At 43.0% G+C, this 26,906-nt stretch carries 25 protein-coding genes; all 25 read left to right on the forward strand.

Annotation, left to right across the window (positions count from 1 at the left end):
* Positions 1–243: 243 nt before the first annotated feature.
* The 25 genes from C8E03_RS06925 (at position 244) to C8E03_RS23015 (ending at position 26,896) form a co-directional block, all read left to right on the forward strand.
* Positions 244–510 carry a helix-turn-helix transcriptional regulator gene (locus C8E03_RS06925; protein WP_170122923.1) on the forward strand — a complete coding sequence of 89 codons (267 nt, stop codon included), beginning with the start codon at positions 244–246 and terminating at the stop codon, positions 508–510.
* Positions 511–556: 46 nt separating this feature from the next.
* Complete coding sequence (locus tag C8E03_RS06930) at positions 557–2,737, forward strand: hypothetical protein (protein WP_110290600.1); 2,181 nt, start codon at positions 557–559, stop codon at positions 2,735–2,737.
* 2 nt (positions 2,738–2,739) lie between these two features.
* A complete protein-coding gene (locus C8E03_RS06935; protein WP_110290601.1) occupies positions 2,740–5,136 on the forward strand; it encodes a phosphoadenosine phosphosulfate reductase domain-containing protein in 2,397 nt (798 codons plus the stop codon).
* On the forward strand, positions 5,129–9,310 hold the full coding sequence (locus tag C8E03_RS06940; protein WP_110290602.1) for a hypothetical protein: 4,182 nt from the start codon (positions 5,129–5,131) through the stop codon (positions 9,308–9,310). Before C8E03_RS06935 ends, C8E03_RS06940 begins: the two co-directional genes overlap by 8 nt.
* Before the next feature lies 1 nt (position 9,311).
* Complete coding sequence (pglZ, locus tag C8E03_RS06945) at positions 9,312–11,564, forward strand: BREX-4 system phosphatase PglZ (protein ID WP_170122924.1); 2,253 nt, start codon at positions 9,312–9,314, stop codon at positions 11,562–11,564.
* Positions 11,565–11,577: 13 nt separating this feature from the next.
* The gene (gene brxL, locus C8E03_RS06950) at positions 11,578–13,068 is read left to right on the forward strand and encodes a BREX system Lon protease-like protein BrxL (protein ID WP_110290604.1); all 1,491 of its coding nucleotides are present in this window, start codon (positions 11,578–11,580) and stop codon (positions 13,066–13,068) included.
* A gap of 4 nt (positions 13,069–13,072) precedes the next feature.
* The gene (locus tag C8E03_RS06955) at positions 13,073–13,270 is read left to right on the forward strand and encodes a hypothetical protein (RefSeq protein ID WP_110290605.1); all 198 of its coding nucleotides are present in this window, start codon (positions 13,073–13,075) and stop codon (positions 13,268–13,270) included.
* Positions 13,271–13,282: 12 nt separating this feature from the next.
* Positions 13,283–14,422, forward strand: a complete 1,140-nt coding sequence (locus C8E03_RS06960) for a cysteine desulfurase family protein (protein ID WP_207657789.1) — start codon at positions 13,283–13,285, stop codon at positions 14,420–14,422.
* A 213-nt stretch (positions 14,423–14,635) separates the two neighbouring features.
* Complete coding sequence (locus C8E03_RS06965) at positions 14,636–15,025, forward strand: helix-turn-helix domain-containing protein (protein WP_110290607.1); 390 nt, start codon at positions 14,636–14,638, stop codon at positions 15,023–15,025.
* Between the two features lie 7 nt (positions 15,026–15,032).
* Positions 15,033–15,824, forward strand: a complete 792-nt coding sequence (locus C8E03_RS06970; protein ID WP_110290608.1) for an ImmA/IrrE family metallo-endopeptidase — start codon at positions 15,033–15,035, stop codon at positions 15,822–15,824.
* 191 nt (positions 15,825–16,015) lie between these two features.
* Complete coding sequence (locus C8E03_RS21910; RefSeq protein ID WP_170122925.1) at positions 16,016–16,168, forward strand: hypothetical protein; 153 nt, start codon at positions 16,016–16,018, stop codon at positions 16,166–16,168.
* Between the two features lie 100 nt (positions 16,169–16,268).
* Positions 16,269–16,679 (forward strand): sigma-70 family RNA polymerase sigma factor, encoded by a 411-nt coding sequence (locus C8E03_RS06975; RefSeq protein ID WP_110290609.1) that lies wholly within the window; start codon positions 16,269–16,271, stop codon positions 16,677–16,679.
* Positions 16,680–16,753: 74 nt separating this feature from the next.
* The gene (locus C8E03_RS21915) at positions 16,754–16,900 is read left to right on the forward strand and encodes a hypothetical protein (RefSeq protein ID WP_170122926.1); all 147 of its coding nucleotides are present in this window, start codon (positions 16,754–16,756) and stop codon (positions 16,898–16,900) included.
* On the forward strand, positions 16,897–17,256 hold the full coding sequence (locus C8E03_RS06980; protein ID WP_110290610.1) for a DUF7768 domain-containing protein: 360 nt from the start codon (positions 16,897–16,899) through the stop codon (positions 17,254–17,256). The genes C8E03_RS21915 and C8E03_RS06980 overlap by 4 nt, the downstream gene beginning before the upstream one ends.
* Positions 17,216–17,599 (forward strand): DUF7768 domain-containing protein, encoded by a 384-nt coding sequence (locus tag C8E03_RS06985; RefSeq protein WP_110290611.1) that lies wholly within the window; start codon positions 17,216–17,218, stop codon positions 17,597–17,599. Before C8E03_RS06980 ends, C8E03_RS06985 begins: the two co-directional genes overlap by 41 nt.
* Entirely contained in the window at positions 17,600–17,926 is a 327-nt protein-coding gene (locus C8E03_RS06990; RefSeq protein ID WP_110290612.1) for a hypothetical protein, read from the forward strand.
* The gene (locus C8E03_RS06995; RefSeq protein WP_110290613.1) at positions 17,926–19,056 is read left to right on the forward strand and encodes a DUF2800 domain-containing protein; all 1,131 of its coding nucleotides are present in this window, start codon (positions 17,926–17,928) and stop codon (positions 19,054–19,056) included. Before C8E03_RS06990 ends, C8E03_RS06995 begins: the two co-directional genes overlap by 1 nt.
* A gap of 5 nt (positions 19,057–19,061) precedes the next feature.
* Positions 19,062–19,613, forward strand: a complete 552-nt coding sequence (locus tag C8E03_RS07000) for a DUF2815 family protein (protein ID WP_207657790.1) — start codon at positions 19,062–19,064, stop codon at positions 19,611–19,613.
* A 66-nt stretch (positions 19,614–19,679) separates the two neighbouring features.
* Positions 19,680–21,620, forward strand: coding sequence for a DNA polymerase (locus tag C8E03_RS07005; protein WP_110290682.1), 1,941 nt, complete (start codon positions 19,680–19,682; stop codon positions 21,618–21,620).
* Between the two features lie 13 nt (positions 21,621–21,633).
* Positions 21,634–24,015, forward strand: a complete 2,382-nt coding sequence (locus C8E03_RS07010; RefSeq protein ID WP_110290683.1) for a virulence-associated E family protein — start codon at positions 21,634–21,636, stop codon at positions 24,013–24,015.
* Between the two features lie 186 nt (positions 24,016–24,201).
* Complete coding sequence (locus C8E03_RS22590) at positions 24,202–24,333, forward strand: hypothetical protein (protein ID WP_278321171.1); 132 nt, start codon at positions 24,202–24,204, stop codon at positions 24,331–24,333.
* A complete protein-coding gene (locus tag C8E03_RS22805) occupies positions 24,330–24,548 on the forward strand; it encodes a VRR-NUC domain-containing protein (protein WP_456298596.1) in 219 nt (72 codons plus the stop codon). Before C8E03_RS22590 ends, C8E03_RS22805 begins: the two co-directional genes overlap by 4 nt.
* Positions 24,529–25,896: a DEAD/DEAH box helicase gene (locus tag C8E03_RS07020; protein WP_110290614.1), complete on the forward strand. Its 1,368-nt coding sequence runs from the start codon at positions 24,529–24,531 to the stop codon at positions 25,894–25,896. The genes C8E03_RS22805 and C8E03_RS07020 overlap by 20 nt, the downstream gene beginning before the upstream one ends.
* Positions 25,874–26,359, forward strand: coding sequence for a hypothetical protein (locus C8E03_RS07025; RefSeq protein WP_110290615.1), 486 nt, complete (start codon positions 25,874–25,876; stop codon positions 26,357–26,359). Before C8E03_RS07020 ends, C8E03_RS07025 begins: the two co-directional genes overlap by 23 nt.
* A 357-nt stretch (positions 26,360–26,716) precedes the next feature.
* The gene (locus tag C8E03_RS23015; protein ID WP_330410731.1) at positions 26,717–26,896 is read left to right on the forward strand and encodes an HNH endonuclease signature motif containing protein; all 180 of its coding nucleotides are present in this window, start codon (positions 26,717–26,719) and stop codon (positions 26,894–26,896) included.
* Positions 26,897–26,906 lie beyond the last annotated feature (10 nt).

Raw genomic sequence — 26,906 nt, forward strand, 5'->3', positions numbered from 1 at the left:
GATAATAGGGCGATTGGAGATTGAAAAACACTTATTGGCGTAAGGTATAGAGTTTTGCTAAAAGGTTTGTTTTGCGGGAAGGTATGGTGTTTGTATGAAGTATTCCTTGAAATCCTCTTGACGAAGATAAGGATATTTTGTATGATATAAGTACATTTTGTCTATCATCATATATTTTATAACTGTTCAATTTCTATGGGAGGTAATTTATTCGTGCATAGTGATATTAACAAAGATAAACTCATGGCATCTATGACTGATAACCTTGTTGTGCTGAGAAAAAAACTCTGTCTAACACAAGCTAAACTGGCTGACAAGATAGGAATTGGAAGGCAGACCTTAATAGAAATCGAAAAAAAGAAGCGACCTATGACTTGGACTACCTTTGTAGCCTTGTTGTCAGTTTTTCGTGCAAATAGTGGAACAAGTGATTTGCTTGACCACTTTGGCATCTACACCGGCGAACTTAGTAATTATCTTACTTCATCGGATGATGTTAGGAATGATTGAAGTTAATGTGCTTAAAGAATCTGAAATTACGAAAGGAGTCTAAGGAATGACTATATTAAACCGTTTGAATATTGAAAAGAATATTACTGCTCAAGAGGCTTCCTTGGCATCTGTTTCAATGAGAGAATTATTTTCAAATTGGCTTGTTGACGACAATGCAAAGAAATATTCGGTTGAAGTGATTCTTTCTTGCTTAGACAAGATTTCGGATTATTCTATCCAAAAGAAAATTAGTGTTATCGGTATTTGGGAATATATGCAGTTCAATGCTTTTAAGCCAGTATATAACAAGTTATTGGAAGCTAAACTGCTACGAGTTACTGATAGGAGTACATATAAAGTATTTATCGTTGCCGGACAGTTATACCTAAAATTCTTGAAAGAAAAACCGTGGATAAAAAAAGTGTCGCTTACAGGTGAGTTTATAGAGGATGTTACGGTTAAAGAACAGGTTCATGTAGACAATCAGTCAGGTAAAGTTATCGACCCCGAAGATGTGATTGCGTGGTTGATAACTCAACCAAATGCTAACGGGACGTTATACTTAAAACAAGTAGTACGGCAATATATGCGCAGTTTGCGTTCTGCTCCGATGAAGCTATCTGCTCTTCCCATAGGAAGTAGGGATGTGTTTGTTTGTTGCACGGTTTCTGAGTTGGATAAATTATGGAGCATCTTCAAAACTGCACCAAATTATAAAAAAGTGAATAGTGACATGAGTGGTATGTTTTCTGCTGGGTTAGGGGTTTACAGACGATATTTAGAAAGCATTGCAGGTAATGATAATCAGAACGTTGCTGCACAGTTGGTAAAAGCTCCGAAACAAGAGTCAACCCCTTCTTGTAGTGATATACTGCTGAAAACTTTGGAAGGGCATTTCCAAAACGGTTTTAGAAGCAATTCGCCAATTGAGTTGCGGCGTTTCCGCAGATTTGTAATGGAAGATTATGACGAAGAGATAACGCTGTCTGATGAAGAGCTTAACAAGTTGATTTTATCTTTTGGCACATTGTTTGAAGGAAAAGTGTATATTATCCAAACAGATGCTATAGAAAGAATTAAAAGTACAATTGATTCGGCAATCAATGAAGGCGCTGAAATTGTCTTCTATAGTACTTTTTATGAACAAAATGAGGATTGGTTATTTTCGGCGAGCATTATCTCTGAGGAAATGTTAAAGAACACTCTTATGAGCCTGTATCCTCAATGTATACACAAAAAGAATTACCTTGCCCTTGAGGTGCAAAGCGGAAGTGAACTTGCAAAAATTAGATGTGAGGTACTTCGTGTATGGGGCAACAATGTTCTATTAAGCTGCGAACAGCTTTCAGAACGACTTCCATATATCCCTATTGACAAGATAAAGTATATTTTGTCACAAAACGGAGATTTCATATGGAATTCGGAAGGTGTTTACGCATATATCGGTAAAGTAGATATTGCTGATGAAGAACACATTGCCATTGCTGATTTTGTAGCGGCAGCCTACCTTAAAGACGGTTACTCCTCGTTAAGTGATATTCCACTCAGTGAAATCGCAGAGCGCAATTATGAACTATCACTTACGGCAGTCCAAAATGCGGCATTTGCTATTGTTCTTGCCGAAAAGTATGATAAGAGAGGTAAAATCATAATACGAAAGGGCGATATACTTAATGCACTATCTATTATGAAAGAGCATTGTCGCTCTTTGGAAAAATGCTCGTTGCGTGACCTGCTTGATTTCGAACGAGAGCTGACGGGAGAAATACACCGTTGGATTCCTATGGAAGCAGGATATGCGATTATGATTCGTGTGGATGAGGACACCTTTCTTGCTGAGAAATATGTCCGATTTAATGTGTCTGAAATAGATAATGTTATTGACCAGTTTGTGGAGGATAATTATTTGCCGCTTAGGAGCATTACTACTTTTTCGGTATTTCCTGATTGTGGACAGGCATGGAATTTGTTTTTGTTAGAAAGCTACTGTCGCAGATTTAGTGAACGGTTTCGTTTTGAGGTGCTGGCGGTAAATTCAAAAAATGCAGGGGTAATTGTTCGTAAAAATTACATAGTATCTTACATTGAAATAATGGCTGATGCTGTTGCTGTTTCAAACATAGAACTTGAGAAAATAGCGATTGAAGACTTTCTGTGCTGCAACGGCTACATTGGCAGGAGGTCGTATGCAAAGGTCGATGAATTAATTGAAATGGTGAAAGCCATACGAGAAAGGAGGGATTAGCCGTGTACTCGTATACTTACGACCGAAAATCAGGTGGGATATTGCTCAATTTCTCACCTACGGTTTTTTCAAAAGAGCCCCGTCCTGTTTATGCTGCTGAGCTTGATTTACTTGGCTTTCATGAATATTGGAAATATGATAAACAGAATGATGTCCCCTATATGTGGGCTGAAGCCAATAACTACTGGTATCGAGGTGTACTTGTAGCAAAATTAGAAGGCGGTAATCTCTATACTGCCCCTAAAATACAATTTGCTTACTTGTGCAGTGAATATAGGGAAACCCCTAACGGTAAAACGAGTGAGAAGGTACTATTCGATTTGCCTGACAAGCAACCAACTATTACTGATAATAAAGGAAATGTATTCAATATTGTCAAACCGGAGCCGAATGATAACTTCCTTCGCCCCGTTGATATTGCGGCGATGGTTGAAGCAAACCGTGAGATGCTTGAAATTATAGAGCAGACAACCGTTAAGAAGATATTAGCAATCTACACCAAGTACAAAAACAAGCTCGATTGCTTCCATGTGGCATTTAGTGGGGGTAAAGACAGCCAAGTACTTCTGGATCTTGTTAAAAAGGCATTACCGAAAGGCAGCTTTGTTGTGGTATTTGGTGATACAGGCATGGAGTTCCCTGACACCTATGATGTTATAAAGAAGACGCATCTACAGTGTATTGAGGAAGAGATACCGTTTTATATCGCAGAATCGCATCTCAAGCCAAAGCAATCATGGGAGTTATTTGGTCCCCCATCTCGGACTTTGCGTTGGTGCTGCTCTGTGCATAAAAGTACACCGCAGACATTAAAGCTAAGAGAGATTACAGGAAAAGATGATTATACAGGATTGGCATTTGTGGGTGTTCGCGCACAAGAAAGTGCCACCCGTGCAGAGTACGACTACTTTAATGACGGTAAAAAGATAAAGGGTCAATACAGCCATAATTCCATTCTTGAATGGACTTCAGCAGAGGTATGGCTTTATATATATGGGAATGATGTGTTAATTAACGAGGCTTATAAAAAAGGGAGTGCAAGAGTTGGCTGTATATGCTGTCCTATGGGTGGTGGCAAGGCTGGATATGTTGAATTTAAAAACTATACTACCGAAGTAAGTAGCTACTTTGACTTCATAAAGCAATCAAATGGAAGAAGCAACGTAAATGTTGATGAGTATGTTAAAAGTGGTGGATGGAGTGCAAGAAAGAACGGTAGGGATTTAGCCGGTAATCCAAACCGTTACTCTGAACGCATAGAAGATGGATTTTTAATTATTGAAATCGAAAACCCGGCTTCCGATTGGAAAGAATGGATTAAAACCATTGATATAGACAAAGATGATTTTTCAATTCAGGAAACAAAAACAGGGTATACTGCTCGATTAAAAGAAGAAGTTATAAAGAAAAATCCACTGTTAGGCAGACTATTCCGCCAAGTGTTCCACAAAGCTGCTTGTTGTAATGGTTGCCGAGTATGTGAAGCTAACTGCCCAATTGGAGCAATTCAATTTGCTGGCAACCGAATAAGTATAAATGGCTGTGTTCAATGTCATAAGTGCCATGAAATAGATAGCGGATGTTTACGATACCACTCATTACGTCATCCGCAAGGAGGAGGAAAACCTATGAGGAGTTTAAACACAATGTCTAACCATGCGCCTAAAACTGAATGGTTAGCAGCTTTCTTTGAGAAGAAGAATGATTTCTTCTCAGAACATAATTTAGGACCAGAGCAAATATCATTTTTTAAGCGTCTTTTAAAAGATGCAAAATTAGCTGAAAAGAATAAAGTCAGCGAATTTACTGAGTTGGTTTCTGCAATCGGTTGGGACACGGATGTAGCACAAGGATTAATCCTACTTAATCTTGTATTTGAAAACCCACAGATTGAATGGTATGTGAGAAATTTTGATATTGGAAAGACTTACATACGCAAAGAAGCTGAAGATATGCTGGTGGCTTATGATGTTAAACCGCCCGTAGCCAAGTCTATTTGTGGTGCTTTCAAACGTCTAACTGAAACCCCATTTGGAACAACTCTACGCTTCGGCTATGTTACCGAAGAAGGCGACCTTGTGCGGACAAAATGCTCTGTTACTGACCCCCGAGTGGTTTTGTACGGTTTGTTTAAGTTTGCGGAGAAATGTAATGACTACAAAGAGTTTACCCTTGCGACTCTTCTCAATGATAGTATTGAACGTGATGGGATAAGCCCGACTCGTATTTTCGGACTTGACCGTGAGGATATGACACCCATACTGTTAGGGCTTTCAGCGAGGTATCCGGAGTTCATTATGGCATCCTTTACGAATGACCTTGAAAAAATAACTCTTGCAGAAGATAAAACATCAGTGGATGTACTTGATTTGTTTAAGGAGGACATAGCAAATGGCTAACAACAAGTATCGTGAGTATTTTGATATTGATGAAGCGTATTTTCCTTGCATTGATGACTCTGCAATCAATGCGGGCGCTCCTTGGGATAATACATATCCACACGAAACATTTATCAGTCTTTTGAAAAAGACCGAGTATATGCTTGGTGGTAGCACAAAGCGTTCTCTTTGGATTCAGGGTGCATACGGCACAGGCAAGAGCCAGTGTGCGTTGGCACTCAGAAAAATCCTTGAAGCTCCGGAAGATGAGCTACAAGACTATTGGAATAAGTATGAGCCACTGCAAAATCAAAGCGATTTGCTTCAAAAACTGCTCGGTCATAAGTCACGCGGTATTGTGACAGCACATCGCTATGCTTCCGGCGGTATCAGCACTCCTCGCGAATTCTTCTTTGCTATACAAGAGAGTATAAAAGCTGCTCTTATCTCTGCCAATAAGAAGCGTTCAAGTGATAACATTCTTAAATTAGGCGAAAACACTTTAAAGGAGAATGCAATCGCTTGGATTAAAGAAAATAAGTTTATCATTGAAGAACTGCTGAAAAAGCCAAAATGGTCAGCGGTCTTCTCGCAATCCACAGCAGATGAAGTGCTGTCTGCATTGCAAAGAAGTGGTGATGTAAGAAATCTAATGAACAACCTTTTCCGCCTTGCTGAAGATGGTATCACAGCATTCTCGTTAGATGCTGAGAGCCTTAAGGCTTGGATTCGTGATGTTATAAAGCAAAATGATATAAAGATTGTATTTGTTTGGGATGAGTTCAGTGGTTATTTTAAAAATAACAACTCATTGGACGAATTTCAGAATATCGTATCCTTATGTCAAGAAATACCGTTTTATCTTATTGTCGTTACACACCAAACTGGTCATATTATGTCTAACGAAGACCCGTCGTGGAAAGTAGTTAAGCAACGTTTTGACTTTACGGAGATAACTCTTCCTGACAACATTGCATTTGAACTTATTGGTCATGCCTTTAATGTGAAGCAGTCAGCAAAAGATAGTTGGAACGTGTTAGTAGATGGCGATTTGAATGAGCAACTTGCCGCTTCAAGAACAGCGGTAATGAAAGCGGCGAAGATTGAAGACCCACAAGTTATGAAAAACATTGTACCGATTCACCCTGTAGCGGCATTGATACTAAAAAACATTGCTTCTGCATTCCAGTCAAATCAACGTAGTATGTTTGATTTCATCAAGTCATCAAACATGGATGATGTAAAAGCATTTCAATGGTTTATTGAAACCACAGGTCCCGAAGATGACCATCCACTGCTCACTGTAGATATGCTGTGGAATTTTTTCTATGAAAATGGTAAAGATTATCTTGCTTCTGATATACGACTTATTTTAGACACCTTCCCTCAGCAACAAAATTTGAGAGATGATGAGCAAGCTGTATTAAAAGCAGTACTTATCATGCAGGCGATTGACCAACGATTGAGTGGAGCTATTGAACTATTTAAGGCTACAGAGCAGAATCTGAGCTATGTGTTTGAGGGTATCTCTTCTGGGTTGGATGTGTCCTGTAAAAATATAGCGAAGGGACTCAAGGAAAAGGGTATATTGATTACCCAACCAATAAGCGGAGGGCGTAATGTTTATGCTGCTGCGGTACTTGCTGGTGATCAAGCGAAGATTGACATTCACAAGAAAAATGTGCGTGAAAGTAATACAACGTCAAAACTTGTAACAGAAGGCGGACTTTCTACTGTGCTGTCGCTTTCTCCCGCTCTTCGTTTGCGTTTTGAATCTGAGCCGAACACAGGGAAAATCACGCCTGTAACAGTTACTGACTTCACACGAACAATCAATATCTTGCGTGATAAATCTACAGGCTGGAATTTCCATGCCGTTATTGCCTTCGCAAAAGACGAAACAGAGGCTGCCGGATTCCGCAAGACAATTAAAGAGGCTGTTGCAGATAAGCAATATGAAAAAATTGTGTTTATAGATGCACTCTCAACTCCGCTTGGAATGGAAGCTTTTGAGCAGTATGTGGAATTTTCCGCAATGGCAATGTACTATAATGGGAACAGCAATAAGACTTCAGGGGAGAACGCAGAAAAAGCTCGCCATGTATTAGACCAAGACTGGAGAAATCGTATTTATAATGGGCAGTTTGTTGTATATACATATGAGAATCAGGAAGGCGAAAAGCTGGGGAACGGGCAAGGGGTAGCGAGTGTACTTCAGACAATTGTGATGTCACGTTTTCAATATACATTTGATTTTACCAAAGGTTTGAATGAAAACCACTTAAAGCTTACTCAAAGCAGGAACAGTGCAACTTATGGTATTACTGGGGTAACAAAGAGCTCTCCTGTAAATGGAATTGAAAAATTGGTACTTCCAACACTTTCGCCGGCACCATGGAAGGCAGAAGAATACTGGGAAAATTCCGTTATATCCGCTTTGCCTATCTCAAAAATCAAAGTTGAGATAGACAAACTTGTTGCGGATGCCTTTAACCGTGATGGGCAGATTTCAATTGACGAAATCTATAACTTTCTCGAGGTTAAGTATGGTTTTGCACCATGTAATCTGTCTGCGTTTATTACAGGATTCTTGTTGAAAGAATACGGTGGCGAGCCGTATCGTTATAGTGATTCATCCAATGGGCATGAGCCTATGACACCAGACAAACTTGCAGAAATGATAGGTAACTATATAGGAAAGACACCGAAGCCAACTTACATTGTAAAGATGACTACTGATGAAAAGGCATTTTATGAGCTTACGGAAAAAGCATGGAACATTACTCCAAATTCATGTTCATCCGCCGGACAAGCGGCTTCTGCGGTTGCAGTAAAAATGCGTGGTTTCGGTTTGCCTGTGTGGGGGCTTGAGGAGATTGATGAGTTAGGCGTTTTTGATGTTGTTCAAAAGTACATCGAGCTTGTTCAAAAAGAAGGCAAAGAGGCACATACAGAGGCTGTTGGGATTGGGAAAATTGCATCTGCAAAACCTACTCTTGCCGACAATTTGTTAGTATTGCTGACAAGCGATAACTGTCGCAAAGGAATGGAAGAATATTTGCGTTCGTTTGAAGGCGGTAAGATTATGGAGCTTGCAAAGGAAATCGGTGCAGAAAACAATGTAATTGCTGACATTCGCAAATTGTTTGGAGTTAAACATTCGTGCTTATGGGATAAACAGACCGGAGAAGATGAAATCCGTAAACTACTGACGGAATATGGCATAGTAAAGAAAAGCAATACAATCTTAGACACCTCAGCACATTCGCTGTCAGAAGCTTTTAAGGAATGGCGTGAGCGTTTAAAGTTCCTCGGCATCTCCTGTGAGGCACTACGCATAAAGTACCCTTGTCTTTCAAAGGTATTTGATACGCTTTTGAAAATATATCAACAATCAGATGTGCTACCTGACCAACTGAAAGTTTTTTTATTGGGGTTGACAGAACATAGTGCAGAAATAAAGGACTTGTTGAACAATGACAAAAGAATTTTTGCTGAAGTGTATGCACCTTACCTTGATAATTTGAGTGACAATGACATCAGCGATGTAAAGGGAAGTCCGTCAGTAGTAGGTTTGTATGAATTGACAAAAACAGACTGCAATTCAAAGGTTAAAGAAGCTGCAGAGGAATATCGTAAAAGTCAATTAAAAACTCAGCTTTTTAAGCTCTGGCGGGATAAAACAGGAACAAAAAATCCACATGACTGGTCAGTTCATCATAGAACACCTATATTATGCTGTGTTTCAGAAGCTGAATTTGGTATTGCGAAAAAGTCATTTGAAACCCTAAACAGGAGTTGGGGGACTGATGCTGAAATCAAAGCGGCGCTTGCATTCTTAGAAACTACGAAACTCTTTGATGTCTTATCTGATAAAGATAAGTGTAATGCTGCTTTTGTGCGTGGCATTATTGGCGAGTACCACACAATGCTACCAGAGCTGGGAAAAGTGAGAGATACACTTGAACGCCTGTCGATTGAAGGAGATACCTATGGATGGTACGGGAATCCAACAGTTAAGAATAAAGTAAAGCAACTGGCTGAAGCCGAATATAATTCTGGCGGCAGTGATAAAGCTCTCCATAAAATTGATGAAATAGATGATTTACAACAATTAAAGCAGTATCTTAAACGACTTGTTAAGGGAAGTATGGCAGTAGGAATTGAAATTTTAACAGATGGAGGTGGAAAATAAGATGCAACTGGAAGCGGTAAACAAATACTTAACTTCATCTGTCAAGACACCGTATTTTTTGTTTGTAAGCGATGGACAGCTTACTTCTGTCGTTGAGGAATTGTCTATTCTCGGATTTGCTTCTGTCAAAGTAAGTACCTTTTGCAAATATGACAAGTTTCCGGATACTGACGAGTTATTTGAGCATATCAAAACTGCCGATGTCAATGTAAAGGACAAAAAGCTGCTCATATTAGGGCTTGGTGAGTATTTGGCTTTTAAAGGAAACATCGAAGCAGCAAGTGTTTTAACGTATCTAAAAGAGATGAATGTCGGCGCAGCAAAGGTTGTATTTGTGTTGCGTGGGCTTGTTACGCAGATTGCAGATTTACAGGCAGACCCTCGCTTTGACAGCCGCCGCTTTAGCGTTGTAGACAATGCGGTTTGTGATTTGTCATTTACCCTTGCTTCCCCTTCTGTTGGACTGTCAGCAGAACAAGGATTTCAAGCTATGCTCTCAAAGCTTGAAGATGGAGTGTGTGGAAATGTCGTTGTCAACACAGCCGTTCAACTTGATAATGCCCTGTTTACAATACACAGAATTAACAATGCCTATGAAGGTATAAAGTTCACTATTCCCAGTTTTAGACTGCCTCGTTCATGTGGCAGCGACACGCAGTGGTCTGAGCTGCTTTCGGAACTTAATCAGGAGGATAGCTCTCTTGATAAAATTTTCGATAAATATGATTATAGCGGAAACCTTGAAACGAATTTTTATGCTCGTATCTCTGGCAGTGATTTTAGAAACTGGTTGTACTTCATAGCAATAAAGCAAAGGGCAACCACATTTGAAAATACCTACCTTCGATTTGTAGCAGAAAAAACAAGTCGCTTTGAGGATTTTAAAGCAAATGTATTGAATGAAATAATTGATATTCCTCATACAGATAAGCATTTTTCAGAATTCTATGCAGAAAGGAAAATCCTTGTAGAAAAGTTTCCTGAGCCGGATATTGCGGATTTTGTACTCAATAATCGAAAAGACCCTTCCGAAAGCATCTATAAGCTCACGGATAGTACGAAAACAGAGCGAGAAGAAATAATTTCATGGGGTGCAAAGAATGGCTTTGTTCCACGAATTTCTGATCAGTATCCTGCGTTAGAAGCGTACCAAAAGCAGTATATATTCAATTGTGGCGAATTATCTACTTTATTGACCGACTATTTCGATGCTTATAAACGCCAAAAGGTTTCCAATGCCCTTGAAGAAAATTTTTTAACTAAGGTAGATGAACTTGCCATACTTCGTAAATATAATCTGCTTCCCCAAAGGAGCGAGATTATCAATACTTTTGACAAGAATGAAACCTTCCTATTTTGGATTGATGCTCTCGGAGTTGAATATCTGGCATATATTTCAGAATTAGCACGCAATCGGGGACTTTCAATTTCCATAAACATTGCTCGTGCTGATTTGCCAACTATAACTTCGATAAATCGAAACTTCTTCGATGACTGGACAGGAAAAAAGGAAAAATTGGATACACTTGATGAAATAAAACATAAGAAGGCGGGGGGGTATGACTTTACAGACAAACAAATGCCTATCCATCTTGTTAAGGAATTAGACGTAATTGCTGAGGTTATTGACAGAGCAGCCACAGAACTTGCATTACGTCGTTGTAAGCGTTTCTTGATAGCAAGTGACCATGGAGCTTCCCGGCTTGCCGTTCTTCGCCGTAAAGAAGAAAAATACGATACGGATACCAAGGGCGAGCATTCAGGACGTTGCTGTAAGTTATTTCAACCATATGATTTACCTTTTGCCACAGAAGAAAGCGGATATATTGTTCTTGCTGATTATGGAAGATTCAAAGGAGGCCGTGACGCAAATGTTGAGGTTCACGGAGGTGCTTCTCTTGAGGAAGTAGTAGTTCCGATTATTGAGCTTACATTGAAAAAAGCCAATGTAACAGTGAAACTTGTGGAGGATGGCGATGGCGTAACAGTAGACTTCCGTACTGGAACGGCTATAACATTGTTTATCAATACTCCACTGAGTGATGTGTCGCTTGTATTGAATGGCAAGCGTTATATCGCCTTGCCTACAGATGAGAATCATTATGAGGTCGCTCTGCCTGATACAAAACGTGCTGGTGACTATCCCGCAGATATTTATTCAGGAGATGATTTAATCGGACAAGTTTTGATTAAGGCACAAGGCAAGAGCGGAAAATCTAATGACGATTTTGATAATTTGTTTGACGTATTTTAGGAGGTGAATTTTGATGATAGAGAAACTCAGAAATTGTTTTGATGAAATGGTCGTCTATAAAGACCTCAAGAAAAGTAACTTCTTTTCTGCACTGAGTCTGCCCTCTTTTATGCGTGACTGGCTCTTAAAGAAATTTGAGGACGAGAACGGTCATTTCGATTCTGATGAAGTAGCACATTTTGTGCGTACTTACTTGCCACGCAAGGATGACTGGACCTCCATTAAAAACCGAGTGATAATTGAACATGAGCGTGTTAGATTCTTGGCTAAGATTTCTATAGATATTGATATCAAAACAGGAGAAGTGTCTTTTGCTTTGCCAGACTTCGGACTGTCGAGCAAAGATACAATCATTGAGGATGTAGTTTGGCAAACTTGTAAGGATGATTTGGTGCGCGGTCGTGAAACGTGGGGAATGGTTGAAATAGGCTATCGTCCTCCGGACGACTATGATTTAGAGTTTCAAAAAAATAGAGCCAAAGGAGCAAACAGAGGTAAAATCAAGCTAACGGCTTTTAAAACCTTCTGTCCATATACAATTGATATAGACTACTACAAAGATGCCCGTAGGGAGTTCAGCACATCCCAGTGGATTGATGTCCTGTTAGGAGCGGTAGACTACAACGCAAGTGGATACCTTGGTGATGAGGAAAAGAAGCTGACAATGCTAACTCGTTTGCTTCCTTTTGTGGAGAAACGTTTAAACCTCATAGAACTTGCTCCGAAGGGGACTGGTAAGTCGTATCTTTTTGGTCGTGTTAGCCGTTATGGATGGCTTTCAAGCGGTGGTATTATGAGTCGTGCGAAAATGTTCTACGACCAAAATAAACGTACAGTTGGTCTGGTGTCAGGGAATGATTTCATAACCCTTGACGAAGTGCAGACCATATCATTTACTGATGTAGATGAAATGAGAGCAGCATTAAAAGGCTATCTTGAGTCGGGTATTTTTACAGTTGGCAACTATGAAGGAACTGCTGATGCGGGTGTTATCCTTTGTGGAAACATTAGGAAAGAAACAATGGATGCTGACGGCTATAGTAATATGTTTGAAGAGTTGCCATCTGTGTTCCATGAATCGGCATTAATAGAACGATTCCACGGATTTATCAAAGGTTGGAACATACCACGAATGAATGATGACCTAAAGATTTCGGGCTGGGCATTAAATTCGGAGTATTTTTGTTCAATACTTCACGAACTGCGTGAAGACATGAGCTACCGTGCTATTGTAGATGAGCTTATTGAAGTTCCAGAAGCAGCAGATACACGTGATACAGAAGCTGTTAAGCGTATTGCGACGGCTTATCTTAAGTTGCTGTTTCCGAATGTGCGTGAACCCGGCGATATTACTGCTCGTGAATTCAAGAGGTATTGCCTTGATAGAGCGCGTAAGATGCGCGATACCATAAAATATCAACTTGGTGTTCTTGATGAAGAGTATAGGGGTAAGGATATTCCGGTATTCAGTGTTCGACCCGACCAAGAAGAACAAGAGGTGTAATATTATGGATAAGAAAAACTGTTATGTTTGCGGAAAAAAAAATTTAAATAAAAATGAAATCGGACTGACCAAGAAGCTGCTTGATAAAAACTCCAAGTATTTCTATTGTCTTGATTGCCTTGCAGAATATTTGGAAGTGGATACGGAATTTCTGTTAGCAAAGATTGAAGAGTTCAAAGAGCAAGGCTGTATTCTGTTTTAGGGAGGTAAAATTGTGATTTATGCTGATAATGCTGCTACAACAAAAATATCCGATGTGGCTTTTGAAAATATGCTTCCATTTTTGAGAGAGGAGTATGGAAACGCTTCAAGCCAATATTCGCTTGGAACAAAAGCAAGGCGAGCTATTGTACGGTCCAGACAGCAAGTTGCTGTGGCTATTGGTGCTGATCCATCTGAAATCACATTTACCTCCGGTGGGTCGGAGGCGAATAGCTGGGTCTTACGAAGTATTGCGGAAGCTTATTGCAGTGAGGCAGTTCACATTATTACATCATCTATTGAACATCATTCCGTGCTGAATGCTTGCCATGTACTTGAGCAAAACGGTGTAGAGGTAACATATTTGCCAGTAGACAGCAATGGGTGTGTTTCGGTAAATGATGTGAAATTGGCAATAAAGCCGACTACAAAACTTGTATCTATTATGTTTGCCAATAACGAAATTGGAACAATTCAGCCAATAGAGGAAATTGGAAAACTTCTAAATGAGAAGGGAATTTTATTTCATACTGATGCAGTTCAAACGGTAGGCCATATTCCTATAGATGTGCATGGCCTGCAAATTGATTTTTTGACTGCATCTGCCCATAAGTTTAATGGAGCGAAAGGCACTGGGATATTGTATAAGCGGTCGGGTCTGAAATTGCCACCATTAGTATTTGGGGGTGAACAAGAACAAGGACTTCGAGCCGGAACTGAAAATGTGGCAGGAATAGTTGCATTAGGCTGTGCGCTTGAGGAAAGTGTAGCTAATATTACTGAGATGAGTGAAATGCTATCCGATTTAGTTCAGATTACCATCAAAAGACTGAAAGAAGCAATTCCTGAAATTTGCATAAATGGCGAAGACACAAAGCGGTTGCCGGGTATTTTGAGTGTAACATTTCCTTATGCTTCTGGTGAAGCTATTATGCACTTGCTGGACATGAAGGGAATATGCGTTTCCACGAGTTCTGCTTGTAATTCTGGCAAAGACACACCATCGCACGTCTTGCTTGCATTGGGATTGACTGAACAACAAGCGAAATCAACAATTCGCATCTCATACGGAAGGTATAATACAATAGATGAAGCCGAGAAAATTATTGAAGCGATTTCCAGTGTATACTCGAAAATAGTTGCGAACATCTAATGACATACATATTCTGTCCTCGTTTTAATGTCAACAATTCTAATATAAATCATAAACCACAACTGTCAGCGTGAGATTTCAGCAAACAGTTGTGGTTTTTTATATAAATTTTCCCCAATATCAAAAAAATGATGTCAATTAACAAGTTGACGAATAGATGTTTGTTTTCATGGCAATGCTTACCATATAAAATTCTTTATAGGGAGAACAACTATGAACACAGACCATAGATTAAGATTCGGAAAATACGTGGAGACACTTAGAAAAAGTAAAGGAAAATCTCTGCGGGAAACGGCGAAGGCCATAAAAGTATCGCCACAGTTCTATAGTGAGGTGGAGAAAGGGAGAAGCAGCACCTTTACCTCAGAAAGGCTGAAATCACTGGCTTATTATTTAATGCTGGACGATGAGGAAACCCATACACTTTATGATATGGCGGCAGAATCGCGGTCATCTAATGATATTACAACACCCCAGGACTGTGCAGATTATATGCTCTGCAATTCTTATGTGATAGAAGCATTGCGGTTGTCGATGGAAACTGGTGCAGGGGAAAAAGAGTGGCAGGTCCTGCTGAATGAATTAAAGGCAAGGAAAGGGTGAACCGATTATGTACCAGCCAAAGTTAAGGAAAAAAAGAAATGGTGTTCCTATCATGTGCAATGGTGAGATTGATGCTCATGCAGAAGAATTTTTAAAAGACTATAATCCTTCCGTATTAAAGATCCCACAGCCAGTAAACATGGAGGAATTTGCAGAATTCTATCTGGATTTGACCTTGGATTATACATACCTTTCCCATTGCGGACTGATTTTAGGCAGGATGGTATTCCAGGATACAGAAAGGGTTCCAATTTATCTTCCAGAAGAAAAGTGTGCGGATTATCTGTATGCCAAGAGAGGTACCATGCTTATCGACAATACAGTGCTGGAAGACTGGAAGGAGCACCGGCTGCGCTCCACGATTGGACATGAATGCGGCCACTGGGTATTTCATTCGGACTTTTATGCATATGCCAAAAGCAGAAATAACCAGAAAAAAATAGTAGCATCAGGAATCGTAGGATGTAAAAAGTCAGATATTGAGGGTGGATTGGAGATAATCGGGAAGAAACGGCTGGTTACTGATATAGACTGGCTGGAACATCATGCGAAATATTTCAGTGCCGCTATATTGATGCCGAAAACACCGTTTATCAATGCAGTATCAGACTTGACTGCCACCCCTTATTTTAATGAATCAGATTTAGCAGAGAAACTTTCAGGGATATTTCAGGTATCACCTGTTTCTGCCAGTATCCGGTTATCACAGTTGGGATTCACCCAATATGCAGGCAAGAACGCAAATACTCATGATGAAAGACAGCTTAACATATTCCGGCAGATGCCAGGCACTCTGTAAATGACAGAGTGCTAATCTTAAAGTGATTGTGTCAGGTACATAGTTGACATTTTAAATGGCTTATTTTTTTGTACCATATGTCAACTAACTCATTGACAGGAAAGGAGCTATACCAAGATGAAGGAGAAAATGAACTGCCCTATATGCCGGAAGCGGGCATTTGATATATGCTCATCTGTAAACGGGGATATATGGGTAGAACTGAAATGTCCCCATTGCAGGAATATCATACAGGTCCGTTACAGGATTTGCAGCATTCAGGAAGAAAAAATGAAAGAAGAATTAGTAACATATTAAAAGAAATCTACCGAGCAAAGGGTCCGCATAAGCGCGACACCAAATAGCCGGAGTAAAGCGGAATACCAGCTTACTCCGGCTATTTTTTTTGCCTGTTTTTCCATTTCTGCTGCTGCCGCTTTACTCACGGGTAAAGAAAGGAGCAGCATGAGAATCAATTATGAGTTTTTAACCGGAGAGAGGTTGGAAATAGAAGTGGATGACGATATTGGTGAAGTTATCATCGAAATGGAGAAGATGCAGTCCAGGAGAAACCGTGCCGAAATGAGACGGCATAATTCTCTGGAATTCATGCAGGAGATCCGTGATGGGTATAGCCCAATGCAGTTTGCTGACAATAGGGCGGATGTAGAACAAATCATTATTCATTCAGATGAGAAAGAAAGGCTGCACCGGGCCATTCAGAAACTGGATCGTAAGGATTCCATAATTGTTAAGAAATATTATTTTGAGGATAAGACCATGGCGGAAGTCGGAAAAGAATTAGGCATTACAGCAATGGCCGTATCCAAGAGACTGAAAAAAATCCCGGATAAGATAAAAAAACTATTGGATTAGTTTAAAAGATCACTTTCCCGTGGCTATAAGATAGAGGCTTTGAAAATGTCTCAAAAGGAAAGGAGATTTTTACTATGAGGACAGTACGGATTATTGTAAGTGGAGAGGATTGTTCAAAGATTATGGTAACGAATGAGAGAACCAAAAAAGGATTCCTATCGTTCCTTTCAGAAAAAAAGAAGTCATTAGCCATGTGCGGAAAGGATAGTAGGAAAAGATGAAAAAGATTTTTATATGTAGCCCTTTTCGTGGAGCTGTAAAAGGGAACAGCGAAAAAGCTGCAAGATTTTGCAGAAAGGCATATGAGGAAGGCTGTCTCCCAATTGCTCCGCATCTTATGTTCCCTCAATTTCTGAATGAGGATAGTCTCAAAGAGCGTACAGATGGGATTTCCATGGGACTGGAACTGATGCAGGAGTGTGATGAAGTCTGGGTATATGGAAAGACAACGGATGGCATGGCGCAGGAAGTGAAGTTTGCCATAGAGCATGGAATTCCGGTCTGGTTCAAAGAGATACAGGAAGGAGGAATGCCGGATGAAGCTGGTAATGATTGTAACAAAGATAACGGGAAATGAGGAAAATGACCGGGCCAGGGCTTTGGAATATTGCCGTTTTGCTGCCCATAAGGGAGCCCTGCCAATCAGTTCTTATTTGAATTTCCATAATATTTTCATGGATGAAATTGGAACCGCGGTGGAACATTTGCTGACTTTGAGGCTGGCAAAACAAGTGGACGAAATATGGGTATTTGGAAATGAAAAAGATGAGGAAAAACGCGGTCTGATAGAGAAAGCCTGCCTGGAATATGGCGACCGGGCAAAATACTTTGATGCAAGAGAAATCGGAGAGGAATTATTGCTGTGTACCATGTTCTCTGAGGAATTAATGGAACGATTGGAAGAGATGGAGGAATGTTAGATGGGCAGTGAATTATTGAAGATGGCGGAAGGATTCTCCATGGTAGCGGAGAGCCTACGGAGCCTTGCCGGGCAGACAGAGATGGTAAATCCATGTACAGATAGAGCAGAGGATACAATGCAGAAGAAGCAGGCAGATACTGCAAAAGCAGATACTCAGGAAAAGAAAGTGACCGTAGAGCAGATTCGGGCAGTATTGGCGGAGAAATCCCAGGACGGAAAGACGGTACAGATTAAAGAACTTCTGAAAAAATATGGTGCTGTGAAGCTGTCTGCCGTGGAAGAGAAAAACTATTCGGCACTGTTTGCTGATGCGGAGAAATTGTGATGGGAAGGCATGCTCTGCTATCCGCATCTTCTTCCAGGCGATGGCTGAACTGTACTCCGTCTGCACGGCTGGAGCAGCAGTTCCCAGCGGACGAGGGAAGTATTTATGCGGAAGAAGGAACCGCCGCCCATGCCCTGGCAGAACATAAGCTGAAACGTCTGCTTAAGAAGCGTTCCAGGCGTCCGGTATCCGATTATGACTGTGATGAGATGGAAGATTGTACAGCTGAATACGTTTCCTTTGCCATAGAACAGATTGAAAAGGCGAAACAGTCCTGCAAGGATCCGGTCATTCTCATTGAACAGCATCTGGATTTCTCCCGGTATGTACCAGAAGGGTTTGGTACCGGGGATTTAGTGATTGTAGCGGACGGAACTTTGTTCATCGTTGATTTGAAATATGGAAAAGGCATTGCCGTGGAAGCGGAGGAAAATCCGCAGATGATGCTGTATGCGTTGGGAGCATTGGAGCTTTTCGATGCCATTTATGATATTGAAGGAGTCAGCCTTACCATTCATCAGCCTCGTTTGGAATCTGTCAGTACCTGGGAGATTACGGTGGCTGATTTGAGAAAATGGGCAGAAGAATACCTGATTCCAAGAGCAGCATTGGCAGATAAAGGACAGGGTGAATTTGCCTCCGGTTCCTGGTGCAGGTTTTGCAAAGCCAGGAATCAGTGCAGGGCCAGGGCGGAGAGCTTCCTGGAACTGGCGAAAATGGAATTTCACCTGCCAGCCCTGCTATCCGATGAAGAAATTGCAGAGGTATTGAAAAAAGCGGATGAGCTTGCCAAATGGGCGGCAGATATCTATGCCTATGCCCAGGATGAGGCAATCACCCATGGCAAACATTGGAATGGGTTCAAGCTGGTGGAGGGCAGGAGCAACCGGAAGTACAGCAGTGAAGAGGAAGCAGCGGAGGCTGCAAAGGCAGCCGGGTATACAGATATTTATAAACAGGTACTCATTGGTATTACGGAGATGGAAAAGCTGATGGGGAAAAAGAAGTTTGCCCAGATACTTGGAAAATTTGTGTATAAGCCACAGGGTAAGATTACACTGGCACCGGAGTCGGACAAAAGACAGCCGGTGGAAACAGCAGCCGCAGAAGCGGATTTTAAGGAGGAGTAAACCATATGAACATTGAAAATAAAAATGCACCGATCACAAAAGTAATCGTACCTTGCAGATTTTCTTATCTGCATTGCTGGGAGGCGAATGCAGTAGATGGCGGGGAACCGAAATATTCCGTATCAGCCATTATTCCGAAATCGGATATGGAAACCATTGAGAAGATCAAGGCAGCCATTGAACAGGCGAAGAAGGATTCCCTTTCCAAGTGGGGAGGGAAGATTCCTGCCAATTTGAAACTGCCTTTACGTGACGGTGACATTGACCGTCCGGAGGATGAAGCTTATGCGGACAGCTATTTCTTCAATGCCAATTCCAGACAGGCTCCCCAGGTGGTCGATAAGAACGTGCAGCCAATCCTGGACCAGTCCGAGGTGTACTCCGGCTGTTACGGCAGGATTTCCGTCAACTTCTATGGATTCAACAATAACGGAAACCGCGGCATTGCCGCAGGGCTTGGGAATATCCAGAAGTTAAAGGACGGAGAGCCTCTTGGCGGCAGAACGAATGCGGAAGATGACTTTGAAGCTATGGAAGAGGAAGATTTTCTTGGATAAATGGTACTGGGTGGATGGAGTATCCGCCCGGTTACATAGGGAGAAGCAGGAAAGGGCGTGATGCAGATGAAACGGATACTGACTATTGATATAGAGACTTATTCCGATGTGGACTTGATAAAATGCGGAGCTTATGCGTATGCGGACAGCCCTGCTTTTGAAGTTCTTTTGTTTGCTTATAAATTTGATGACGAAGACACCAGGGTTGTAGATTTGGCTCAGGGGGAGGAGCTGACGGATAAAGTAAAGGAAGCGGTGTTTGATGCTGCTGTGGTAAAAACTGCATTCAATGCCAATTTTGAGCGGACTTGTCTGAGTAAATATTTTGGCGTCCGTCTGCCGCCGGATTCCTGGCACTGCAGTGCGGTTCAGGCGGCACTGCTTGCCCTTCCCCGGTCGTTAGAGGACGTTGGGGCGCTGCTGGGGCTGGAAAGGCAGAAGCTAAAAGAGGGCAGGGATTTAATCCGCTATTTCTGCGTTCCCTGCAAGCCAACGAAAAGCAATGAGGACAGAACCAGAAATCTTCCTATCCATGCACCGGAGAAGTGGGAATTATTCAAAACCTACTGCATCCGGGACGTGGATGTGGAATATGCAATCCGGAAGAAGCTGAAAAACTTCTCCATTCCTGAACGTGAAATGGAACTTTACCGCCTGGACCAGAAAATCAATGACCGGGGCGTTCTGGTGGACAGGGAACTGGTACGGCAAGCGGTATCCGGGGATTTGCTCCATAAGGAGTTGGTGACGAGTCGGGCATATGAGTTGACCGGAATGGAAAATCCCAATTCCGTTGCACAGATGAAGGAATGGCTGAATGAGCAGGGAGTGGAGGTGGAAAGCCTGGCGAAAAAGGCGGTCAGGGAACTGATCCAGGAATCCGAAGGGGAAGTGCAGGAATTGCTGAAACTACGGCTTCTGATGGCAAAGACCTCCGTGAAAAAGTATGAAGCCATCGAGCGCAGCGTATGTTCAGACGGAAGGGTACATGGGTTATTGCAGTTTTACGGTGCAAACCGTACCGGCCGCTGGGCAGGGCGGCTAGTACAGGTACAGAATCTCCCTCAGAACCATCTCCCAGATTTGGAGCTTGCAAGGAAGCTGGTGAAGAATGGGCGGTTTGAGGAAGTGGAGCTCTTATATGAGTCTATACCAAATGTGCTATCAGAACTTATCCGCACTGCTTTTATTCCAAAGGAGGGCTGTCGGTATCTGGTAGCGGACTTTTCTGCCATTGAAGCCAGGGTGCTGGCATGGTTGTCCGGGGAGCAGTGGAGACTGGAGGTGTTTGCCACGCATGGCAAGATTTACGAGGCATCCGCTTCCGCAATGTTTCATATGCCGATGGAGGAGGTTAAGAAAGGCTCCCGATTGCGTCAGAAAGGGAAAATCTCAGAGCTGGCACTAGGCTACGGAGGAGCCGCAGGCGCGCTAATTTCTATGGGAGCGATGGATATGGGAATTAAGGAAGAAGAACTTTCTTCTCTGGTTTCAACCTGGAGAAAAGCCAATCCGCATATCACGCAATTCTGGTGGGATGTGGATAAGGCTGCGATCCAGGCAGTCACCGAGAAAAAGAGGACACAGGCAGGAAGGATTATGTTTGAATACCACAGCGGTATTCTTTTGATTATTCTTCCTTCGGGCAGGAAGCTGTCCTATGTGAAACCAAGAATGGAGATGAACCAGTTTGACCGGAGAGGACTGACCTATGAGGGAATCGGCGGGAACAAGAAATGGTGCCGGATAGAAACCTATGGACCGAAGCTGGTTGAGAACATCGTACAGGGGACAGCCAGAGATTTATTGGCGGAAGCCATGCTGAGGGTAGACAAAGCAGGATATGCAATTGTCATGCACTGTCATGATGAGATTATAGCAGAAGTGCCAGAAGGAGAAGGTTCTGTGGAGGAACTGTGCAGGCTTATGGCAGTGCCGCCTGTATGGGCAGATGGTCTACCACTCCGGGCGGACGGTTATGAGTGCAGTTTTTATAAAAAAGATTGAGGAGGCTGGGAAAATGAAGTTGTATGTCTCAGTGGGGAATTCCAGGAAAGACAAAAAGTGGAATGGCATGGAGATGGAACTGGAGGAATTCAGGAAACGGATTGCCGCAACTATCCGAACCTCGGAAACAGTAGAGCAGTATAGGAAACTGTCCAAGGCAAGGCAGGACGATATCAAAGATGTGGGCGGTTTTGTGCTTGGGAAGCTGAAAGGCGGCCGGAGGAAGAAGGATTGTGTGGTGTTACGTTCCGGGCTGACTTTAGATATGGATTATGCTACAGAAGATATTGCAGACCAGCTTGAACTGTTCCATGATTTTCACTGTTACTTATATTCCACACATAAACATGCCCAGGAGAAACCAAGGCTCCGGCTGGTGATTCCGCTGTCCAGGAATGTCACGCCGGATGAGTATCAGGCAGTCGCAAGAAAAGTGGCTGAAGAAATTGGTATGGAGTTATTTGATGATACCACCTATGAACCTTCCCGGCTGATGTACTGGCCAAGCACTTCCTCAGATGGAGAATTCATATTCCGGGAGATTGAAGGTGAGATTCTGAATCCGGATACTGTCCTGCAGAAATATGAGAACTGGCATGATTCTTCCCAGTGGCCGGTGAGCAGCCGACAGCAGATTATTGTACAGCGGGATATGAAGAAGCAGGCGGACCCTCTTACTAAGGAGGGAACCATCGGGGCATTCTGCCGGGCGTATTCCATTGAAGATGCCATCGAAGCCTTTCTTTCCGACACCTACACCGCAAGCCAGATACCGGGAAGGTATGACTACATTCCGGCAGATTCCCAGGCGGGGGTTGTAATCTATGATGGAAAGTTCGCCTATTCCCATCATGCTACGGACTCGGCCTGCGGTCAGCTTATGAATGCCTTTGACATGGTCCGTATCCATAAATTCGGGGAACTGGATAAAAAGGCAGATGAAGATACGGAGAGCAGTAAGCTGCCGTCCTTCAAGGCTATGAGCGAGTTCACCGTATCAGATGACAAGGTAAAACTGGAACTACTGGAAGAAAAAGAACAGGCAGTAAAAAGAGAGTTTGCTGCGGAAAAAGATTGGAGGCTGGGACTGGAATACAACCGCCAGGGAGTGCTTGTCAACAACCTGAAAAATCTCCTGCTGATTTTGAACCATGATGAAAATCTGAAATCCATCGTGTTTAACCAGTTTAGTGACGGGATGGAGATTAAAGGGGAGGTGCCTTGGGAGCATCCGGGGAAGTTCTGGAGGGATGCGGATGATTCCCAGCTTATTTCCTATGTAGATTTAAACTATGGGAATTTCTCTGCCAGAAACTATGACATTGCTGTGACGAAGGTAGTAGATGACCGTTCCTATCATCCGGTCAGGGAATTCTTAAACTCTTTGCCGGAATGGGATAAAATACCCAGGTCAGATACCCTCTTAGTGGATTACCTGGGTGCGGTGGATAATGCCTATGTACGTGCGGTGACCAGAAAGACATTATGCGGTGCGATAGCCAGAGTGATGAGTCCAGGATATAAATTTGACACCATGCTGGTACTGAACGGTCCGCAGGGGAAAGGAAAGTCCACGCTGATTGCGAAACTGAGCGGGGAGTGGTTCAATGACTCTTTGCTATTAAATGACACCAGAGATAAGACCGCTGCGGAAAAACTGCAGGGCTATTGGATTCTGGAAATCGGGGAGCTGGCTGGTCTGAAAAAAACGGAGATTGAAACACTTCGTGGGTTCCTTTCCAGGCAGATTGACATTTACCGTGCCTCCTTTGGACGCAGGGCAACGCCGCATCCAAGGCAGTGTATCTTTATCGGAACTACGAATGCGGAGAACGGGTATCTTCGGGATACCGCAGGTAACCGGAGGTTCTGGCCGGTGAAAACACCCGGTGATGCAGCGAAGTCATCCTGGGAACTGACCGAGGAGGACGTCCACCAGATTTGGGCTGAGGCATTGTCATATTACAAAGCAGGGGAATCATTGTGCCTAGATAAGGTGGTGGAACAGATGGCAATCCGGGAGCAGCAGATTGCCATGGAGGTTGACGAGCGGGAAGGCATTGTGAAGGAATACCTGGAAAAGCTGCTGCCGGAGAACTGGGAGAGCATGGAACTTTATGACCGCCGGAATTATGTGAATGGTTCTGAGTTCGGAGAACAGCGGGAAAGAGGTGTGAAAAAGCGGGAGCGTGTTTGCAATATGGAAATATGGTGCGAGTGCTTTGGTAAAGAACGCTCGAACCTTAAACGGCAGGATGCTAATGAGATTACGGCGATTATGGCAAATATAGATGGATGGAGAAAATCGGACGCAAAAATCCGGTTTCCGATTTATGGAGTAGTCAGAGGGTATTGCCGGGAGGAAAATGTTACGGCAGCAAAAGGCAACAATTAGCCGGGTGGGCAACAAAGAAAACAGTTGCTGTTGCCAGGAATGTTGCCATAAATGAATCAAATGGGCAACAGGTGTAAAGTAAGTAATGATAAGCGTTAGCGGATTTATGTTGCTGTTGTTGCTGATACCACCTTATATTTATGAAATAATAAAAGGATAAGGGAAAACGTGTGCAAATGCGTGTTTATGTTATATACGTGCATGAACAGCAAATCGGCAGCAGAACATTTGGAAGGGAGGCTTAAAAGTATGGCAGAAGAAAGACAGATAGAGATGATGTTGCAACGGCAGGTAAAAAGCGTGGCGGCAGGGCTGTGAAATTCACCTCCCCGGGTTTGGATGGGGTGCCGGACCGTATGGTGCTGATGCCGGGAGGGAGATGTGCTTTTGTAGAGCTGAAGGCTCCCGGAAAAAAGCTGCGTCCTCTGCAGGAGAAAAGGAGAACACAACTGGAAGCCCTGGGTTTTCTGGTTTACTGCATAGATAGAGCTGAGATGATTGGAGGTGTACTGGATGAAATACAATCCACATGAATATCAGGATTATGCAAAGGAATTCATCATCGGGCATCCGGTGAGCCTGCTTCTTTTAGACATGGGGTTAGGGAAAACTGTGGTCACACTGACCGCCCTTTGGGAGCTGCTGTTGGATTACTTTGAAGTCAGGCGGGTTCTCGTGATCGCACCTTTACGTGTGGCACGGGATACCTGGCCGGGGGAGTATGAGAAGTGGGATCACTTGAATGAATTGATGCTTTCTCCCATTCTAGGTTCGGAGAAAGAGAGGAAAGCGGCATTAAACCGGAAGGCGAATGTGTATGTGATCAACCGGGAGAACGTTGAGTGGCTGGTAGGGCAGGGCAACTGGGATTTTGACATGATTATCATTGATGAACTGTCCTCTTTCAAATCCCACAAGGCAAAGCGGTTTAAGGCTCTTAGGAAAGTAAGGGCGAAGGCACACCGGATTGTGGGCCTGACCGGAACTCCTGCACCAAACGGTCTGATTGACCTTTGGGCGGAAATCGGAATTCTTGACTTGGGGCAGAGACTTGGACGGTTTATCGGGGCGTACCGGGAGCGGTTCTTCCAGCCGGATAAGCGGAGCCGGGATATGGTGTATTCCTATAAGCCAAAAGATGGAGCAGAGGAACAAATCTATGGGTTGATTTCCGACATCACAATCAGCATGAAGGCGGTGGACTATCTGGAAATGCCGGAATGTATTTATAACCGGGTGGAGGTGAGCCTGAGTGAGAAAGAGTATGACCTGTACCGGAAACTGGAAAAGGAGATGCTTCTTCCTTTTGAAGGCGGGGATGTGGATGCGGTCAATGCGGCGGGGCTTTCTAACAAATTGTTACAGATGGCAAACGGAGCAGTCTATGATGAGAACGGGGACGTGCGACATATCCATGACCGAAAGCTGGACGTTCTGGAAGATTTACTGGAAGCGGCAAATGGAAAGCCGGTGCTGGCAGCTTACTGGTATAAACATGATAGGCAGCGGATACAGGAGCGGTTCCAGGCGGTGGAACTGGATACTTCGGAGGATTTTAAAAAGTGGAACAAGGGTGAGATACCACTTGCCATGATCCATCCGGCATCTGCCGGGCATGGGCTGAACCTGCAGGCAGGAGGTTCTACGCTGATCTGGTTCGGACTGACCTGGTCGTTGGAACTGTATCAGCAGATGAATGCCAGACTTTGGAGACAGGGACAAAAAGAAACGGTGGTGATTCATCATCTGATAGCGAAAGGTACCATGGATGAGCAGGTGTTTGCTTCTTTAGAGCGAAAGAATACTGGGCAGTCCGCACTGGTGGATGCGGTAAAGGTAAGGATTGGAGGTATCCGGGATGGATGTGGAAAGAATCTTTAAAGAATACCGGGAATGGAAACATAGCCTGGCCTTGTTAGAATTTGAGCTGGGCAGATTCCAGGGAATTCCATATGAGGACGTTATCGAGAGCCTGTGTTTTTCAAAACTACAGGGAGAGCGTGTACAGACCAGCGGTACTTCTGATAAAACAGGAATGACCGCCATGGTTTACAGGCAGGTAAAGGAAAGGCTGGATGATGAGTGGTTCGATTTTTTGCTGAGACGCTATAAACAGATAAAGGAAGAAATGGATTTCCTGGAATATGCTATTCGCCAACTGAGCGGGCGTCTGCCTGAGATTATATGGGATATGATTATAGAACAGGCAAGCTGGCAGGAGCTAATGATAAAATACAATGTCAGCCATGCCATGGTTGGAAAGTACAGGAAGAAAGCCGTGGAGGAACTGAAACGGATTTATGAACTGCGGGGGCGGCAGACAGATTCCTATTTGTTAAGCTGAATGGGTAGACTAAGTGTAGACAATGAGTTGATTGAAAGTTTACCGGATCCTGTGCTATGATTAAGCTGCGAAGAAATGTAAAGAGTCTTGTGGATTTAATTCCATGAGGCTTTTTTCATGCCTTTGCACTGGCAGGGACTTATCCTTTCACCCTGCCGCTACATACGGAAGGAGTGAATTCAGATGCCGAGAAAGCCAAAGAAGCCCTGCCGATATCCGGGATGCCCGAATCTAACAGAGTCAGCCTATTGTGAAGAACACAGCTATCTGTATCAGACAGAGCGTGCCGGAGCATCAGAGAGAGGTTATAACGGACGATGGCGGAAAGCCAGGCGCAGGTATCTGAAAGAACACCCGCTGTGTGTCCGGTGCCGGGAACGTGGGAAGCTGGTGAAAGCCACCGTAGTGGACCATATTATTCCGCACCGTGGAAATGAAGAATTGTTCTGGGCTGAGTCCAACTGGCAGGCACTATGTAAGAATTGCCATGACAGAAAGACGATGACGGAAGACCGTTATCAGGAATACAAATACTGACAGAGAGAAG

Origin of the sequence: Lachnotalea glycerini, from assembly GCF_003201285.1 — a bacterium.
Classification (GTDB): Bacteria; Bacillota; Clostridia; order Lachnospirales; family Lachnospiraceae; genus Lachnotalea; species Lachnotalea glycerini.